This is a genomic window from Streptomyces sp. 13-12-16, from assembly GCF_002114215.1.
GTDB lineage: Bacteria > Actinomycetota > Actinomycetes > Streptomycetales > Streptomycetaceae > Streptomyces.
The window spans coordinates 1-16,700 of sequence record NZ_NCTE01000550.1; the positions used below are offsets into that span (position 1 = coordinate 1).

Below are 16,700 nucleotides of genomic sequence, written 5' to 3' on the forward strand. Positions count from 1 at the left end.
CTCGCGCGGGTGGGCATCGACCGCCCGGCCGCCGCCGCCACCGGCGACCCGGCCGACTGGATCCGCCCCGGCCGGCAGCTCGCCTCCTTCCCCCGCGCCCGCTTCGCCGACCTCGCCGACGTCCGCGCGCGCGGCGAGGACGTGGTCGTCCTGGACGTACGCCGGAACTCCGAGCGTGCGGGCGGCCACATCGACGGCTCGGTCCACATCCCCGTCCACGAACTGCACAGCCGCATCGGCGAAGTGCCGGACGGGACGGTGTGGGTGCACTGCGCCGGCGGGATGCGCGCGGCCATCGCCGCCTCCCTGCTCGACGCCGCCGGCCGCGACGTGGTCGCCGTCGACGACGGCTTCGACGCCGCCACGGATGCCGGGCTGTCCTTGACCTCCGGCTGATCGCCACCGTTGCGCCTGTAAGGAAGGAAGCGTGTGATGTTCCTCTTTCGCCGAGCCGGGGCACGCGTCACGGTCGACGAGGCACGCCGCCGCACCGGCGGCGACCAGCCCGAGGCTGTTCTGCTGGACGTCCGTGAGAAGCCCGAATGGACTGCGGGGCACGCCCCGGGCGCCGTCCACGTACCGCTGACAAGACTGGTCGCCGGCGGCACCCTGCCGGCCGAAGCGCAGGGGCGCCGACTGGTGGTGATCTGCCGCAGCGGTCATCGCTCCCAGCAGGCGGCCGAACTCCTGGCCGGGCGCGGGGCGCAGGCGGTGGACGTCGAAGGCGGCATGAACGCGTGGGCCGCCGCCGGGCACCCGGTCGTCGACGAACGCGGGAACAGCGGCAAGATAGCGTGACCGTACTCGTTCTCGCCCTCACCGCCGGGGCCGTCGTCGGTCTGGCCCTTGGAGCCCTCGGCGGTGGCGGCAGCGTTCTTGCTGTGCCGGCGCTGATCTACCTGCTCGGATTCACCCCGGCGGCGGCCACCACCGCCAGCCTGATCATCGTCACCGCGACCTCGCTCACCGCCCTGTACGCCCACACCCGCGACGGGAACGTGGCCTGGAAGACGGGAGCGCTGTTCGCCATGGCGGGCATGGTCCCCGCCTTCCTCACCGGAGCTGTCGCCGGACGCCTGCCCGAAGCGGTGCTGACCGCGGCGTTCGCGGTCATCGCCGCGCTGGCGGCCCTGCGCATGCTGCGTCCGTCCGCGTCCGAGCCGCCGCACCGAATCCGCCCCGGCAAGGCGGCCGGTGCCGGCGCCGGGCTGGGCGCCGTGACCGGGTTCCTCGGGGTCGGCGGAGGATTTCTGGCCGTGCCCGCCCTGGTAGGCGTTCTGGGTCTGCGGATGCGGCAGGCGGTGGGCACCAGCCTGCTCGTCATCACCGTGAACTCGCTCGCCGCGCTCGCCGCTCGCACCGGCACCGGTGACGGGCTCCACTGGGAGGTCATCGGGCCTTTCACCGGGGCCGCGATCCTCGGTGCCTGGGACGGCAAGCGGCTCGCGGCGAAGATCTCCGGCACCACCCTTCAGAAGATCTTCGCGGGTGTCCTGCTGGCGGTGGCGGCGTTCATGCTCGTCGACGCGATCGCCTGAAGCACAAAGTTCACTATCTGCGCGTTTCGTTCCGGCCGGCACGGCACTGGCGGCCCGCCCCGATGCCGACCAGGCGCTGCTGCAGCCCACAGTCCGGCTCCCACCAGTCCAAGCTCCCTCCGACTCCGCACGACCATACGGTCCCCCGCCGGGGGCACCGTCGACACACAAGGATGACCTCTGCCATGACCACCTCCACCGCCCTCACCACCGGCGAGGCACGCACCCGCCTGCACGAACTGACCGTCATCGACGTGCGCACCCCCGGCGAATACGCCGGCGGTCACCTCCCCGGCGCGCTCAACATTCCCCTCGACCAGATCCAGCGCGCGCTGCCCGACCTCCGGCACGCTGCCGACCACGGTGACCTTCTGGTCGTCTGTGCCTCGGGCGCCCGCTCCGAGAACGCCTGCAGGATCCTCGCGGAGAACGGCGTCACCGCCGCCACCCTGTCGGGAGGCACCGGCGCCTGGGCGGCTGACGGCCACGAACTGCACCGCCCCCAAGGCACCTCGCGTGCCACCTGGGGCATGGAGCGGCAGGTGAGGTTCACCGCAGGAACGACCGTGCTGCTCGGCCTGCTGCTCGGTCTCACCGTCCACCCTGCCTTCCAGCTCCTCTCCGCCGGCATCGCAGGCGGCCTGGTCTTCTCCGCCCTCACCAACACCTGCGGCATGGCCGCCATGCTCGCCAAACTGCCCCACAACCGCCCCCGCACCGCTGATCTCGACAGCACCCTGGCCGCACTGCGCAACCTCTGAGCCGCCCGTGGAGGGAGGGGTCCGAAGCCGGACCCCTCCCTCCACGCATGTCAAGCATGCGGCCGAAGACCCCCACTGATCGTTTAGGAACGACGTCGCGGTCTTGTACTCGACGGTCCCGGTCGGCAGGGTGCCAAGGTGCGTGCTGATCTTGTTCCCGGCACCCTGTGGGGGCAGGCGGCTCCGCTGCCGCCGCCCGCCCCGAGTTCCGTCAGCCGGGTCGGTTGCGTGCTCCTGACCAGGTGCCACCCGCAGGGGACGCATGCGCAGGGTCCGCTTGGGGGCGAGCGCGCGTGCGCCTGGCTGCATCAGTTCAAACGGCTCCACACCCGTTATGAGCGTCGCGCTGATCTGTCTCAGGGCCTACTCGAACTCGTCCGCAGCCTGGTACATCTCCGCCGCCTTCGAACCCCAGCGGAGATTCAGGACAAGCCCGGCGCGTGGTCGGCGCCCAGTCAGTTCCCCACACCGGTGTTCATTTCCACGGGCTCGGGCGTGTCCTGTTCGGTGACCGGGTGAGCGCTGAGGGTGGCCAGTGCGAGAACGCCGGCGGTGAAAAGAACGCCTGCGGCGACGGTCAGGGCTGTGCCGTATCCGGCGACCAGCGCCTCGCCGGTGCCCCGCGCGGCCCTCTCCGGCTGCGCGGTGACGGCGGCGGCGACCCCGGCGAGTACGGCCAGGCCCAGAGCGACGCCGACCTGCTGGGCGGAGTTGAGCAGGGCCGAGGCGATCCCGGCCTTGTCCGCATCGACGCGGTAGACCGCGGCCTGGGTGAGCGCGAGGATGCCGAGACCGAAACCGAGCGCGAGGACGAACATCGCCGGTGCCAGGTGCAGCCAGTAGCCCGTGTCGACGGAGATCACGGAAAACCAGAACGCGGCTAGCGCGCTCAGCAGTGCGCCGAGCGCGGCGACGGAGCGGGGAGCGGTCTTCAGCAGGAGTTTCGGGGCGGTACCGGCGCCGAGGACGAGGCCGGCGGCGAACGGCAGCCATGCCACTCCGGCGCGAAGCGGGCTGTACTGCTGGACCTGCTGGAGGTAGAGGGTGATGACGTAGAAGGCGCCCATCGGGCCGATGGCCAGCAGCAGCATGGCCAGGCAGGCGCCGGAGCGGTTGCGGTCGCGGAACAGGCTCAACGGCACCAGAGAACTCGAGCTGTGGGCCTGAGTCAGAACGAATACGGCCAGTAGCACGGCGGCCGCGCCGAGGAGGATCAGGGCGATCGGGTCGGTGAAGCCGTTCTCACCGACCCGGGTGATCGCATACACCAGTGCCACCATCCCGCCGGTGCCGAGCACTGCGCCCAGCGTGCCGACCCGGCCGTGGTGGCGGTCGGCGGCGACCAGGGTGCGGCTGCCGAGGAGAACCAGCAGGCCGATCGGGATGTTGATGAAGAACACCCACCGCCAGTCGAGGAGGTCGGTCAGGACACCGCCGAGGAGCAGTCCGACGACGATCCCCAGAGCGGACATGGCGCCGTAGAGGGACAGCGCCGCATCGCGCAGCTTGCGCTCGGAGGAGGTGGTCGTGATCAGAGCCAGCGCGTTCGGGGCGGTCAGCGCCGCCCCGACGCCCTGGATGGCGCGGGCGACGATGAGCATCGTGGCGTTCTGCCCGAGGCCGCCGGCGAGGGACGCGACGATGAAGACTGCGATACCGAGCTGCAGTGTGCGACGGCGTCCCCACAGGTCACCGATCCGACCCCCGAGCAGGAGCAGTGATCCGAACGCGAGGGTGTAGGCGTTGACCACCCACGGCAGGTGCTCCACCGTCACGCCGAGGTCCCGCTGGATGCTCGGCAACGCGATGTTCACGATCGAATCGTCGAGCACCAGCGTCAGCTGCGCAGTCGCGATGACCAGCAGCGGGATGATGCCGGCCCGCTGCCTCGTCGTCGTTGTCACTTCGTCTCCTTCACCGGGTCTCCCAGAATTTCCAGCCGCCGGTCTGTCGTCATGAGCTCTGACTGCCGTCATGGCGAGCAAACCGAACACATACCCCCCTCCCGTATGCAACCATATACCGGAGGGGGTATGTCACTGAGGGCAGGGCGTACGAAGACAACGACGGTTGGCGGGGTGGGGGGCACCCGCCCAAGGCGACATCACCATGCACATCTCGAGCGCCGGCACTCCCGCCCACTCACCCCCGACGGAGTCAGGGAAACGCACACCTGTCAGCAGTCGGGCAGGCCCGCACACCGGAGGAACAACCGGCAGAGCAAGCTGAGGAAAGGCTGCATACGAGGAGACGCGTGCGTGCCCCGACGCGGACGGCCAAGGCCGTCCACTTGTCCACCTCCCATGCCCTCAAGGCGCTCCGAGACGATCAATTACTCGCGCACGGCCGGTTCCACTTCCGGCGGTGACTGCCGCTCCCGCCTGCTGGGCGGCCAAAGCAGCACCAGCAGGGCGGCCAGTGCCGCCACACCGGCCAGGACCAGCAGGACAAGCCGGTCGGACACCGCTGCGCCGACATCGGAGAGCCGTTCCTCCAGGGCGAACTCGGTATCGGTGCTCAGCACCGGCGGCAGCGCGGATGTGCCGTCGAAGGCCAGGAACGCCGCCCCGAGAGCGATGAAGAACAGGCCGCCGAAAAGAGAGGTGCTGTGCAGGGCCACCGGCCCCGCCTGGAAGGTCCGGCCGCGCAGCCAGCGTTTGCGGCCCAGATCGAACCGGTCCCACAGCAACGCCAGCACGAACATCGGAACCGCCATGCCCAGGGCGTAGACGGCGAGCAGTACACCGCCGTACAGGGGGTCGCCGTCCACGGCTGCCACGGTCAGGATGGAGCCGAGGATCGGTCCCGCGCAGAATCCCGCCAGCCCGTACACCGCTCCCAGGGCGAACACCGACAGTGCCGAGCCCGAACGGCGTCCGCCTGCGGCCTGTGCCATCCGGCGGGAGCCGAAGCCCATCCCGGCGATCTGCGCCACGCCCAGGGCGATGACCGTCCACCCTCCCACGGACACCAGGGTGTCGCGGTGGCCGTAGAAGAGGCGGCTGGCGAACGAGCCGGCCACGCCGAGCGGTACGAGTGTCGTGCACAGCCCGATGTAGAACAGGCCGGTACGCGCCAGCAGCCGGGTGCGGCTGGTGAAGGAGTAGGCGAAGAAGGCCGGCAGCAGCAGTGCGCTGCACGGGCTGAGCAGAGCCAGCAGTCCGCCGAGGAACGCCGCCGCCAGGCCGACCCCGTTCATCGCCCGGCCGCCTTCGCCGCCGTCTCGACGGCTTCCTCGAAGGTGTCCGTGGGCTGGGCGCCCAGGATCGGCTTGCCGTTGATCAGGAACGCCGGAGTGCTGGTCACGCCGAGGACGTAACCCTCCTCCCGGTCCTTTTGCACGGCGCTGCGGGCCTTGTCGGACGTCATGTCGGCCTGGAACCGCTCGATGTCGGCGATTCCCGCCTCACGGGCCATGGCGATGAGGTTCTCGGCGCCGAAATCACCGGTGTTGCGTTCGCGTGGCTTGCTGTAGGCGACATCGTGGAACTCCCAGAACTTCTTCTGCTGTCCGGCCGCCCAGCCGGCCAGCGCGGCCTGCTCGGATTCCTCGCCGAAGACGGGGAAGTTGCGCCACTCGATGCGCAGGATTCCCTTGTCCACGTACGAGCGCAGCAGTTCGGGCTTGGTCTCGCGGGCGAACCGGCCGCAGAACGGGCACTGGAAGTCGGAGTACTCGATCATCACCACCGGGGCGTCCGCCCGCCCGACCGCCAGAGCGTCGGAAGGATCGCGGCGGGCGAGGGCGAGCAGGCTCTCGTCGGCGGGCGCGGGAACGGCGGACTCGGTGACAACCGCGGGCTCGCCGGCAGTCTCGTTGCGGTTGTCCGAATCGTCGAGCGTGAGGGCGAAGGCCGCGGTCACCGCTGCGGCGGCGAGAACCGCGGCAGCAGCGATGGTCCGCCTGCGGCTGCGGCGGGACGAGGACAGGGTGGATCCAGACATGGGACACCTCAGACGGTGAGGAGGAAAAGGATGCAGAACCGGCCGCAGGTCAGGCAGAAGCCGTGACTGGGCACGCGGTCTGCAAGGACAGGCGGCGCAGCGCGGCTTCCGCCAGCAGCCCCGCCGACAGGAAGGCCAGCAGCGGCTGCAGGGGGGCCCAGTAGCTCAGGGCGCCGGAAGCTCCGAGGAGCACAAGGATGAGTTTGTTGCAGACCGGGCAGCCGACGGCGAAGAAGGACAGCACCCCGCCGATCGCTCCCAAACGGGTGCCGCCTTCGGCTTTCGGTTCCGGGGAGGACGAGGGCTGGCGCACGTAGGTGCTCAGGACGATGCCGGCCAGGACGGCCGTGACGGCAAGGGCCGGGTAGTTCCACCACTGCACCGGGACCGACCGGCCGAACAGCGGATTGGGCACCACGTCGGTGGGCACACCGACCATGATCGCTGTGGCCAGGGCACCTGTGCCTGCCACAGTCCACTGCCGGGACCGCCAACCACGCAGTGCTGCACCCGCCCGGCTCCATGAGCGCGAGGAAGAGGGCATGTTGAAGAACTCCGTTCTCCGAGGATTCAGGGACACGGCCAACAGGCCGGTCTAAATCCGTAGAACGGAGTGAAGTGTCGTCGGCGGCGGAGCCGGTCCCCCCGACAGCACGCCGGAGTGCTGTGACACGGAAGGTGCGGGATCGGTGTACGGGGACGCAGGACCAGGGCACGAAGAAGACGGCGGAGGATCCTCGGCCCGCTGCGCACTGTGATCAGCAATGGCCTTCTTGCCACACGGCGTCGCTGCGCCGTCCGACGGTTCAGCAACAGTAGGAACGTGCATGTGCTCCGCGATGGACGGCGGCGTGTCCGGCCCCCCACGCTCCACGTGCCCGAAGACGCACAACAGCGCCACCACGCCCACGAGCAGAGCCAGCACACCACGAAACCGAGCGTGCGCCCGCCCGTGTGCTGCTCGCCTCATCACCGCTCCTGCACCCTGTTCATGGACATGGCCACCCTAGGCCATTCGCTCCGGCCCCTGGTCGTCCAGACCGGCGAAGAAAGCGTCCTTGCCATCCTGGTCACCGTGGCGCCGTTCGAACTGCAGGCCCTCTTCGGCATCGCCCTGTTGCCTGGGAGCCGCCTTCATGCTGAGCGATGCCCTTACCCGGCATGCCGAACAATCCGGCGAGGCTGCACACTCAGGCCAGGGACAGGAACAACTTCTCCAGCCGGGCCCGCATCTGCTCCCGGTCACCGGATGCGGCCATGTCCGAGTCGGTCAGGCAGTGCTGCAGACCGGTGGCGATGATCGCGAAGCCCGCCTTGTCCAGCGCCCGGGACGCCGCCGCGAGCTGCGTGACCACGTCCTCGCAGTCCCGCCCCTCCTCGATCATCTTGATCACACCGGCGATCTGGCCCTGCGCCCGCCGCAACCGGTTGACCACCGTCTTCAGTTCCTCAGCAGCCATCGCCAGTTCCACAGCCACACCCCTTCGAGATACCCGGCAGGGTATCTCATCCGGAGAGGCAATCCCAAGCTCGGGCGCTGTCACGTTGGTTGGCCGGGTGGGGTGATCTTCTGGTTGATCGTGCTGGAGGGGGCTGTCCGTGGGGGCCGTGTCGCTGTCGTACAAGGGGCACCGGTACCCGGTCGAGGTGATCTCCCACTGTGTGCGGCTGTACTTCCGTTTCCCGCTGTCGTTGCGCGGGGTCGAGGAGCTGATGCTCGAGCGCGGGATCGTCGTCTCCCACGAGACGGTGCGCCGCTGGTGCGCCAAGTTCGGGTCGGCCTGCGCAGGCGCGCTGCGCCGCCGGCAGCCTCGGCCTGGGGACGAGTGGCTCTCGTGGTCGCGGCGTCCGGCACGTTCGGCCACCCCCACCGCCCCGCCCTTCCTGGTCTGGACGGCTTCACCGGCACGGTGCCGCACGCCGCCGGGTACCGGCGCCCGGAACCCTTCGCCGGCCAGCGAGCCGTGGTGGACGCGGGGAACTTCGCGGTGCAGATCGCCGCCGAGCTCGCCAAGACCGCCCGGGTCACGCTCGCCAGCCGCGCGCCGGTGAGGTTCGCCCGGCAGAAGATCGCCGGACGTGACCTGCACGTCTGGCTGCGGCTCACCGGTCTGGACATCGCCCCGCTCGGCGGCCTGCTGCACCGGCCGCCCACGCAGCTCGTCATCGACGACGGCCGCTACCGCGCCGCCCTCACCCAGGGCGCCCCGAACCGGCGGCCGCTCTTCACCGGCATCGACGGCGCGAAGGTCTGCTGGACGGACGGCAGCTGGGAGGAAGCCGACGCGATCGTGCTGGCCACCGGCTACCGCCCCGACCTGCCCTACCTCGCCGACCTCGACGCCGGGGAAACCCCCGGCACCGCGAGGGCCTCGCCACCACTGTGCCGGGGCTGCCGTTCGTCGGGCTGGAACGGCAGCGCAGCCTGTCGTCGAACTCGCTGCGCGGCGTCGGACGGGACGCGGAGCGCGTCGCCCGGCGTCTGGCCGCCCATCTCGCGCGCCGGTGACGGGCCTCCCCACGCTGGTTCGACATGTGTCAACATAGACGCATGTCGAATGCGAAGGTGCTGCCGCTGCTCGAGCCCGCCGACGGTCAGGGCGTGGCGCCGTGCTGCCCGCCGCTCACCGAGCGGCCGATGACCGCCGAGGAGGCCGAGACCGCCGCGCGGATGTTCAAGGCGCTCGGCGACCCGGTCCGCCTGCGTCTCTTCTCGGCCGTGGCCTCCCACGAGGGCGGGGAGGCGTGCGTCTGCGACATCTCCGACGTTGGGGTCTCCCAGCCCACGGTGTCCCACCACCTGAAGAAGCTCAAGGAGGCCGGGCTGCTCACCTCCGAGCGGCGCGGTACCTGGGTCTACTACCGGGTCGAGCCGTCCGTGCTGGCGGCGATGGGCAAGCTGCTGGCCCTGCCGGCCGCGGCCTGACCGGACCAGGTCCAGGGGGAACGTCGTGTGGAGCGGATCTGCGAGTGCGGTGATCGTGCCGCTGGCGCCGGAGCACGCGGGGCAGGTGCTGGCCATCTACCAGGTGGGGGTCGACGAGGGGAACGCCACCTTCGAGACCGTCGCGCCGGCCTGGGAGGCGTTCGATGCGGCGAAGCTGCCTGAGCACCGCTTCGCCGCCCTTGATGCGGACGGGACCGTGCTGGGCTGGGTGGCCGCGAGCCGGGTCTCCGACCGGTGCGCGTACGCGGGGGGCGAGCACTCCGTCTACGTCCACCCCGACGCCCGCGGCCGGGGCGTCGCCTCCGCCCTGCTGAAGGCTCTGATCGAGTCCACCGAGCGGGCCGGGATCTGGACGATCCAGTCGGGGATCTTCCCCGAGAACACCGCCAGCCTCGCCGTGCACCAGCAGGCCGGCTTCCGTGTCATCGGCACGCGGGAGCGGATCGGGCTCCATCACGGCGTCTGGCGCGACGTCGTCCTCATCGAGCGCCGCAGCCCCGCCATCACCCGACTCGTCACAGCAGCTGGGCGATCACGCGGGCGGTGCGGTCGACGCCGATGAGGACCGCTGGTCCGGCGGCTGTTCCCGCCCCGCCGTGCGGGCGGTGCCTGGGGCCGAGTCGTCCGGGGGCGCGGGGCCGGGGTGGCTGGAGTCTTCGCGATGGGGAGCGGGCACCGAGCGGCCCCGGCTGTCGTGAGGGCGGCGGCCTGAGCCAACTCGCGCGGGCGCGGGGTCCAGCTGTGGCTGTTCTGACTGCGCTGCAGGTCAGGGGGCAGCCTGCCTCAGGGGCCATTTCGGGGCCGCCTGCAGTGCTGTCCGGGGCCTGGGCCGCATCCTGGGCGCGCTCGGCTCGTCGGCGTCAGCGACACACGGTGACACGAGCGTCGGCGTGGGCCTCACGGGGTGAGGACGACCTTTTCGCAGTGGTCCTTCTTGTTCTTGAACAGGTCGTAGCCAGTCGGTGCCTCGGTCAGGGGCAGCCGGTGGGTGATGATCCGGGTGGGGTCGATCCTGCCCTGCTCGATCATCCCCAGCAGTGGTTGCATGTACCGCTGCACGTGGCATTGTCCGGTGCGCAGGGTCAGTGACCTGTTCATCCAGGCACCCGCCGGGAACTTGTCGATCAGCCCGCCGTAGACGCCGATGACCGAGACCACGCCGCCGCTCCGGCAGGACATGATGGCCTGGCGCAGGGCGTGCGGCCGGTCGGTCTCGGAGCGGACCGCCTGCTTGGCGCGGTCGTAGAGGTGGACGTGGGAGGCGCCGTGTGTGGCTTCCAGGCCGACCGCGTCGATGCACTTGTCGGGGCCACGGCCGCCGGTGAGTTCGAGCAGGGCGGACCGTACGTCGGTGTCCTCGAAGTCGATGGTGGTGTAGCCCTGGGCGGCGGCCATGTCGAGGCGGTAGGTCTCCTTGTCGATGGCGATGACCTTTTCTGCGCCCAGGACCCGGGCGCTGTCCATGGCGAACTGGCCGACCGGCCCGGCGCCCCAGACGGCGACGACGTCACCTTGCTTGATGTCGCACATGTCGGCGCCCATGTAACCGGTCGGCAGGATGTCGGACAGGAAGAGGACCTGCTCGTCGGTCAGGTCCGACTCGATCTTGAGGGCGTTGGCGTCGGCGAGCACCACCCGCGCGTACTCGGCCTGGCCGCCGGCGAAGCCGCCGGTGAGATGTGAGTAACCGTAGATGCCGCAGGTGGGATGACCGAACATCTTCTCGGAGATGCCGGCGTTGGGGTTGCTGTTCTCGCAGCACGAGTACAGCTCCGCGCGGCAGGACGCACAAGCGCCGCAGGCGATGGGGAAGGGCACCACGACCCGGTCGCCGATGCGCAGTTTGTCGTCGCTGATGCCGGGGCCGACCTCGACGACCTCTCCCATGAACTCATGGCCCAGGATGTCGCCCTTCTCCATGGTGGGCACGTAGCCGTCGACCAGATGGAGGTCGGAGCCGCAGATCGCCGTCGAGGTGATTTTCACGATGACGTCGCGGCTGTTCAGAATCGAGGGGTCGGGGACGTCCTGCACCTTGACCGAGTTGCGTCCCGTCCAGCAGGTGGCCTTCATGCCAGGGCCTCCTTCAGTTCGTCCTCGGTCAGCGGCCGGGCAGGGTGCTGCGGGAACTCGCCCCGGGCCCGCTTGCCGCCGGGTGCGCCCTCGGAGCGGACGACCTCACCGGTTTCCGCGATCTGCTTGAAGCGGCGAAGGTCGTCGTCCAGCTGCTGGTGCGGCTCCTCGCCGAAGTAGCGCGCCGCCGCCTTGCCCAGCGCTCCCCCGGGCAGTTCGTAGCGCAGGGACACCCGTATCTCCGTGCCCTGGCCACCGGGGGCCGGCACGAAACGGGCTTCGCCGGAGTTGTCGATGTCGGCACCGTCCACCGACCGCCACGCGATCAGTTGGCCGGGGATGTCCTGGGTGATCTCGGCGTCCCATTCGACTGTCTTGCCGAACGGTGCGCCGGCCTGCCAGTGACTGGTGCGCGGGCCGGTCACGTGCACCTCGTCCAGGTGCACCATGAAGTCCGGCAGTCGCTCCAGGTCCTTCCAGAGGGTGTACGCCTCCTCCGGGGACCGGGTGACGGTGGTGGCCGCGGTCAGTTCCATGGGGGCGCTCCTACGGGTGCGGGTCACAGCCGCGTAGACGTCCGTGGCGGTGATGGCGGTGACTGCGGCCGTCGCAGCGACGGTGCGTCCGAGGCCGCGACCGTTGTGGTTCTTCAAGGCCCGGGCGAGCAGCGTCAGATCCATGAGGTCGCCACCGACGCGGCCCCAGAGCCAGACGGGATGCGGCCGCCCCAGCAGCCCGGTCGCCGCCGCCAGTTCGCGCACGCCGACGGCGGTCGTGGCCGATCGGTGCCGGGGGGCGTCGTCCACGCCCAGGGCCCGCGCGAAGCCCGCCGGGGCGACCACCTGGGGCACTCCCAGGAGCGCACTGGCCCAGCCGAGACCACGTACGAGCGGATCGTGTCGCAGGCGGGAGGGGGAGCGGGTGTCTGCTGTCATCAGTGCTCCTCACGTGCGGGGAGGTGAACGGAAGGCGAGCCACTTCAGGGGAAGGTGAAGGGCCCAAGGCGGACAAGGCGGGAGTTACCGCGTGCTCCGCATACAACCCTCGGCTCCTGTCATCAACCCGGCGCAGCCGTTCGGTCACGGGGCCGGCGTGAGGGCTCGCCATGGGAAGCAAGCATCAACACCCCCGTGTCACGGATCGCTTCGCGGCGCCGGTAGGTCTTGGCCTGTCCGGTATGCACGCGTCGAACCGGGTGGTGGAAGACCGCCGTCCGTACGTCCGAGCCGGACATGTCTGGGCGTCACCGCCCGGTGGGACGGGAGCGCAGGCCAGGACGATCCTCACGCCCCGGCCGAAGTCAGGGCCGGGCGCAGGTCGTCGGCCGGCCCCGTCCTGGGGTGGTGGACGGCCCCGGACTCTTTACTTTTTGTGGCCGTTGCCGTGCCCGTCGGGATGCAGGACCACCTTCGTCCATCCCTCGTCACGGGCGTCGAAGTGCTCGTAGGCGGTGGGGGCCTCGTCCAGGCTGAGCTCGTGGGAGACGATGAAGCTCGGCGTCGCCTTCCCGCCGGCGATCAGATCCCGCAGTGCCCGGTTGTACTTCTTCACCGGCGCCTGCCCGGTCCCCATGTGCTGGCCCTTGAACCACATCGTCCCGAAGTCGATCGGCACCTTGCCCTGTGCCTCCAGCTCCCCCTGAGCCTCCGTGCCGCCGGGATCCTGGGGCAGGAACACCCCCACCACGCCGATGTCGCCGGTGAACCTGACCGAGTCGATCAGGCTGTTCAGCGTGAGACTGGCGTCCTCGTGTCCCTCGGGATCGTGTGCCTGGTAGCCGACGCACTCGCATCCGTTGTCGGCGCCCAGACCGAGGGTGGCCTCCTTGACGACCTCCGCCGGGTTCTGCTCGGCGGTATTGATCGGAATGGCCCCTATCTCCTCCGCCTTGCGCAGCCGGTCGGGCTGGTGGTCGGCCGTCCACACGCGGCCGGCACCCTTGAGGAGGGCGGAGTAGGTCGCCATCAGCCCGACCGGACCAGCCCCGAAGACGATGGTCTGGTCGCCCGGCTTGACGTGGGCCATCTCGGTGGCGTGGTAGCCGGTGGGGAAGATGTCGGCGAGCATCACGTAGTCCGTCTGCCGCTCGGCGGCGTCCTCACCCAGACGCAGCGCGTTGAAGTCACCGTAGGGCACACGCAACAGCTCCGCCTGGCCGCCCTGGTAGGGGCCCATCTCGGCGAAGCCGTAAGCGGCTCCGGCGAGGGAGGGTTCAGGCTGCATGGTCAGGCAGTAGTTGGTCAGCCCCCGCTCGCACTGCTTGCAGAAGCCGCAGGCGATGTTGAAGGGCAGAACCACGTACTCACCGACCTGCACCTTGCGCACGGCCGAGCCGACCTCCACCACCTGCCCCATGTTCTCGTGCCCCAGCGTGCGGCCGGACTCGAACGAGGTGCGGCCCTCGTACATGTGCAGGTCCGAACCACAGATGTTGGTGGCTGTGATCTTGACGACGATGTCGCAGGGATGCTCGATCTTCGCGTCCGGCACGTCCTTCACCGTGACCGTTCGCGGTCCTTCGTATACCGCTGCCTTCATGATGACTTCCCTGGATGTCACTGCATGGCGGTGATGGAGACGGCGCAAGGAGCCTGACTCTCGACCATCCGAAGACGGAGTCCGTGGTTTCGGCACGCCTGCGCGAGCCGTTCACCTGGATCAGGGAGAACGGTTGTTTCACCCGGTCCGCCAGGCGGAGCCTCGGTGCTCCGGCGGCGTGCGGTGCGGGTCCCCGCCAACCTACGGCCGAAACAGTCGCTGATCGTGGGAATCAGCTGCATTTTCCCGCCAGGGCGACCACCGATCAAAGACGGCACCCCTGGCTCTGATCACCCGCTAATCACCGTCATCCTCAAGCATCCGACGACGCTCCTGTTCACGCTTGGAATAGGCGGCTGCCCGGATCGCCTCGTCGCTCTCCAGACCCGATCCCAGCGCACCGCCGACCGTGGCGACCGAAGCGACGAACCAGGCCAGCGTCCAGTACTCCGTGGCGTGCAGCGGTGTTCGCGTCAGGGAGGCGAACACCTGGCCGTTGAGGATGAAAAGCGCCCACACCAGGTTGATGACCAGCAACCCCGCATAGCAGACGAGCACCCCGATGCCCACGGTCACGACCGTCGACGCGTTGTAGAGAGCTGCCCGCTTCCTCACCTCCAGTGAGTCCTCCGCCGTTCGATGCCACAGGTGCGCGTCCACGATCAGCCAGCCGATCATGAGTGCGATGGACCCGACCGTGGCGATCACGAGTCGTGGAGTGTCGAGGGATGCGGCCAGGCTCCAGAGGGTGGAGTTCACGGTGGCGATCGCTCCTGTGGCGAGTGCGGCCGCAAGGGCCTTCGAGAGCCCCGGGACCAAGCGCCACGGCCTGTTGGCCCGGACCATGCCGCCGAGCACCCTCAGGTAACCGCGCGGCCCGCTGACGACGTACCGGAGATCGACGGTCTCCTCCTCATCGATCTGGCCCGGGTGAATAGGCGCAAGACGACTGGCGAAACGTCCCAGCGACTGCCCCTGGGAAGGCTCCTCAGCTCCAGCGGCTCGCGGACTCGCCAAGCTGAGAACGGCCTCTTCCACCGCTCGCAGGGCCCTTCTCTCAAAACGCAGGCCCCCCAGCGACGGAAGCGACAGCAGCGCCAAGCCGTGTTCGTGACTCAGATCCACCACGAGCTTGCGCCCGTGTGAGTGCAGCGGAAGGTCGGTGAGAGCCACGACGATGTCCCAACTTTCCGCACGCCCGCGGTCCACGATCCGGCGCGTCAACGTGGACAGGTCCTCGGTCCCTGCGGTGAAGGGCTCGCTGACCACCTCGACGTCGAACCGCCGTCCGTGTCCTGATTTGCCAGCGAGCCGAGCAGGGAGCACCCCGGCCAAATGCTGCGCGATCTCCGTCGGCGCGTCCGGATCCGCTAGGAGAGCCACGACCGTAACGCCCTGCGACGACTCCCGCATGACCGGACCCTCCTCGTCGACTGTTCCGGCGCTCACCAGTGCCCAAAATGTCCCCGATATAACACCGCTGCCCATTCGACGACGGAGGTCTATTTCCTGTTTCGTGCACGAATTGCGCAGCCTTGAGCTACTGAATCTTCACCAGTAGGTGCACGAGACCACCGAGGCGATCGTCGGCGCGATCACCGGCCCTCTGGCCGCTCCCCGCACCCTGCTGCTGGGCAGGTATGACGATGATGGCCGCCTGCAGTACATCGTCCACATCCACACCACTACTCTCGCCCAGACGGTGAGCAGCACGGTAGCCGGGTTACTCGTTCTGGCCCAGCGCGGTCATCCGTGGACGGGCTGGTCGTTCTCCGCCGGGAGACGCTGGACGCCACGCTGGTGGAACCCCAGCTGGTGGTCGAGGTCGGCGTCGACGTCGACCACGACGCCTCCGGCCGGTGACGCCACCCCGCACGCATGCACCGTGCCCGCCCCGACCTCTCCCCCGGCGACGTCCCCCACGTGGCGGCGCCGCGCTGACGCCCGAACTCGGCTGCGTCCGCGCCGCCCGTCCCGCCAGCTGGGTGCGTCAGCGGCCGGCGCGGCAGTCATAAACCGTGAGCGTAAGGGCCTTGACCGCTGCCTGAGCGCGTTCGGTGTCCTGGCCTTCATCGATGGCCTCCACCGCTGCGGCAGCCGACACCCGAACCGCGCGGGGCAGGCCGTCGTAGGCGGCGAGCCGGTAGGCGACGGTGCGTCGGGCCTGTTGTTCTTCTTCGTTCGCTCCGTCAGGGGTGGGGTGATGCCGCGGGCGTTCGTCGAAGTCGACCGCGCCACCATGGGACCCGAACGCCTCGCCGCCAAACTCAACAGCTACGCCCTACTCCACAACTACGCACCCACACCGGCCGTCCGGCAGCGGCAACAACCCTTCCCCGAACCAGCACAGGAGACCTGGCGCCAACGCTACCCCCTCTTCCCACGGCTCCTGTTCGTCCTCAACGGCACCGGCCCCGCCGGAGTCGAAAACCGCGTCCACGCCCTACGCACAGCCGCTCGCGATGTGTCGCTGGCCGGCTTCCTGCGCGAGGTCACCGTCCTGACTGCCTCGATGACCGACCTGCTCCAGCACGGCCCCACCGCACCCATCTGGCGACCCGTCCACGACCCCGACCAGCGGGTCGACTGGATGCACACCCCACACCCCTGACCACCACCATGGTCAGGATCGCGGTCGGAATCCGACCAGGCACTGCACAAACCCGCCCACGACCACCAGAACCCCGACCACGGCCCCCACCACAGCAGGCCAACGCCATGCGCAGACCATTGCGCAGCCGTCGGGCGCATGGTGGGGGAAAGCCCGGCGGGCGGTGGGACACCATGCCGCCGCCCCGACACAGGTATGCGGAGCTGAAGGCGGGGTAGCAGGACGAGCGGCTGGACGAAGCGGCAGACGTCCGGGTGCGGCAGGAACACGGCGGGGGGGGGGGGGGG

At 69.6% G+C, this 16,700-nt stretch carries 17 protein-coding genes and 2 pseudogenes; 10 read left to right on the top strand and 9 right to left on the bottom strand.

The genetic code is table 11. The features are described 5' to 3' along the window. The 5 genes and pseudogenes from B7767_RS22250 to B7767_RS44815 form a co-directional block, all read left to right on the top strand. On the top strand, window positions 1-396 hold a 396-nt coding region (locus B7767_RS22250; protein WP_143652582.1), incomplete at its 5' end, for a rhodanese-like domain-containing protein. 36 nt (window positions 397-432) lie between these two features. Beyond that, window positions 433-798: a rhodanese-like domain-containing protein gene (locus B7767_RS22255; protein WP_179167237.1), complete on the top strand. Its 366-nt coding sequence runs from the start codon at window positions 433-435 to the stop codon at window positions 796-798. After that, entirely contained in the window at window positions 795-1,538 is a 744-nt protein-coding gene (locus tag B7767_RS22260; protein WP_085573755.1) for a sulfite exporter TauE/SafE family protein, read from the top strand. Before B7767_RS22255 ends, B7767_RS22260 begins: the two co-directional genes overlap by 4 nt. 185 nt (window positions 1,539-1,723) lie before the next feature. Beyond that, window positions 1,724-2,299, top strand: coding sequence for a rhodanese-like domain-containing protein (locus B7767_RS22265; RefSeq protein WP_085573756.1), 576 nt, complete (start codon window positions 1,724-1,726; stop codon window positions 2,297-2,299). A gap of 285 nt (window positions 2,300-2,584) precedes the next feature. Further along, a pseudogene (locus B7767_RS44815) lies at window positions 2,585-2,710 on the top strand (IS5/IS1182 family transposase); the annotation flags it as partial. Between the two features lie 44 nt (window positions 2,711-2,754). Here B7767_RS44815 and B7767_RS22275 read toward each other — a convergent pair. The 5 genes from B7767_RS22275 to B7767_RS22300 all read right to left on the bottom strand — a co-directional run bounded on the left by B7767_RS22275 (window position 2,755) and on the right by B7767_RS22300 (window position 7,716). Further along, window positions 2,755-4,203, bottom strand: coding sequence for an MFS transporter (locus B7767_RS22275; protein ID WP_218775812.1), 1,449 nt, complete (start codon window positions 4,201-4,203; stop codon window positions 2,755-2,757). Between the two features lie 428 nt (window positions 4,204-4,631). After that, window positions 4,632-5,498, bottom strand: a complete 867-nt coding sequence (locus B7767_RS22280) for a cytochrome c biogenesis CcdA family protein (RefSeq protein ID WP_085573758.1) — start codon at window positions 5,496-5,498, stop codon at window positions 4,632-4,634. Next, window positions 5,495-6,244, bottom strand: coding sequence for a thioredoxin domain-containing protein (locus B7767_RS22285; RefSeq protein WP_085573759.1), 750 nt, complete (start codon window positions 6,242-6,244; stop codon window positions 5,495-5,497). Before B7767_RS22285 ends, B7767_RS22280 begins: the two co-directional genes overlap by 4 nt. Before the next feature lie 49 nt (window positions 6,245-6,293). Then, window positions 6,294-6,788 (bottom strand): hypothetical protein, encoded by a 495-nt coding sequence (locus B7767_RS22290; protein WP_085573760.1) that lies wholly within the window; start codon window positions 6,786-6,788, stop codon window positions 6,294-6,296. A gap of 646 nt (window positions 6,789-7,434) precedes the next feature. After that, the gene (locus B7767_RS22300; protein WP_085573762.1) at window positions 7,435-7,716 is read right to left on the bottom strand and encodes a metal-sensitive transcriptional regulator; all 282 of its coding nucleotides are present in this window, start codon (window positions 7,714-7,716) and stop codon (window positions 7,435-7,437) included. Between the two features lie 127 nt (window positions 7,717-7,843). Here B7767_RS22300 and B7767_RS48220 point away from each other — a divergent pair. From B7767_RS48220 to B7767_RS22320, 4 genes and pseudogenes are all read left to right on the top strand, one after another. Then, window positions 7,844-8,074, top strand: a pseudogene (locus tag B7767_RS48220) (IS6 family transposase); the annotation flags it as partial. 5 nt (window positions 8,075-8,079) lie between these two features. Further along, the gene (locus B7767_RS22310; protein ID WP_256923528.1) at window positions 8,080-8,886 is read left to right on the top strand and encodes a hypothetical protein; all 807 of its coding nucleotides are present in this window, start codon (window positions 8,080-8,082) and stop codon (window positions 8,884-8,886) included. Beyond that, window positions 8,796-9,170, top strand: coding sequence for a helix-turn-helix transcriptional regulator (locus B7767_RS22315; RefSeq protein ID WP_085573763.1), 375 nt, complete (start codon window positions 8,796-8,798; stop codon window positions 9,168-9,170). Before B7767_RS22310 ends, B7767_RS22315 begins: the two co-directional genes overlap by 91 nt. A gap of 49 nt (window positions 9,171-9,219) precedes the next feature. Next, window positions 9,220-9,753 (top strand): GNAT family N-acetyltransferase, encoded by a 534-nt coding sequence (locus tag B7767_RS22320; protein WP_179167238.1) that lies wholly within the window; start codon window positions 9,220-9,222, stop codon window positions 9,751-9,753. A 335-nt stretch (window positions 9,754-10,088) separates the two neighbouring features. On the opposite strand, the gene B7767_RS22325 is transcribed toward B7767_RS22320, so the two are convergent. The 4 genes from B7767_RS22325 to B7767_RS22340 form a co-directional block, all read right to left on the bottom strand. Further along, window positions 10,089-11,264 carry a zinc-dependent alcohol dehydrogenase gene (locus tag B7767_RS22325; RefSeq protein WP_085573765.1) on the bottom strand — a complete coding sequence of 392 codons (1,176 nt, stop codon included), beginning with the start codon at window positions 11,262-11,264 and terminating at the stop codon, window positions 10,089-10,091. Then, the gene (locus B7767_RS22330) at window positions 11,261-12,199 is read right to left on the bottom strand and encodes an SRPBCC family protein (RefSeq protein ID WP_085573766.1); all 939 of its coding nucleotides are present in this window, start codon (window positions 12,197-12,199) and stop codon (window positions 11,261-11,263) included. The genes B7767_RS22325 and B7767_RS22330 overlap by 4 nt, the downstream gene beginning before the upstream one ends. A 427-nt stretch (window positions 12,200-12,626) precedes the next feature. Continuing rightward, a complete protein-coding gene (locus B7767_RS22335; RefSeq protein WP_085573767.1) occupies window positions 12,627-13,802 on the bottom strand; it encodes a glutathione-independent formaldehyde dehydrogenase in 1,176 nt (391 codons plus the stop codon). 297 nt (window positions 13,803-14,099) lie between these two features. Continuing rightward, entirely contained in the window at window positions 14,100-15,215 is a 1,116-nt protein-coding gene (locus tag B7767_RS22340) for a hypothetical protein (RefSeq protein WP_179167239.1), read from the bottom strand. A 790-nt stretch (window positions 15,216-16,005) separates the two neighbouring features. Here B7767_RS22340 and B7767_RS22350 point away from each other — a divergent pair. Further along, window positions 16,006-16,413: a hypothetical protein gene (locus tag B7767_RS22350; RefSeq protein ID WP_179167240.1), complete on the top strand. Its 408-nt coding sequence runs from the start codon at window positions 16,006-16,008 to the stop codon at window positions 16,411-16,413. Window positions 16,414-16,700: the final 287 nt, after the last annotated feature.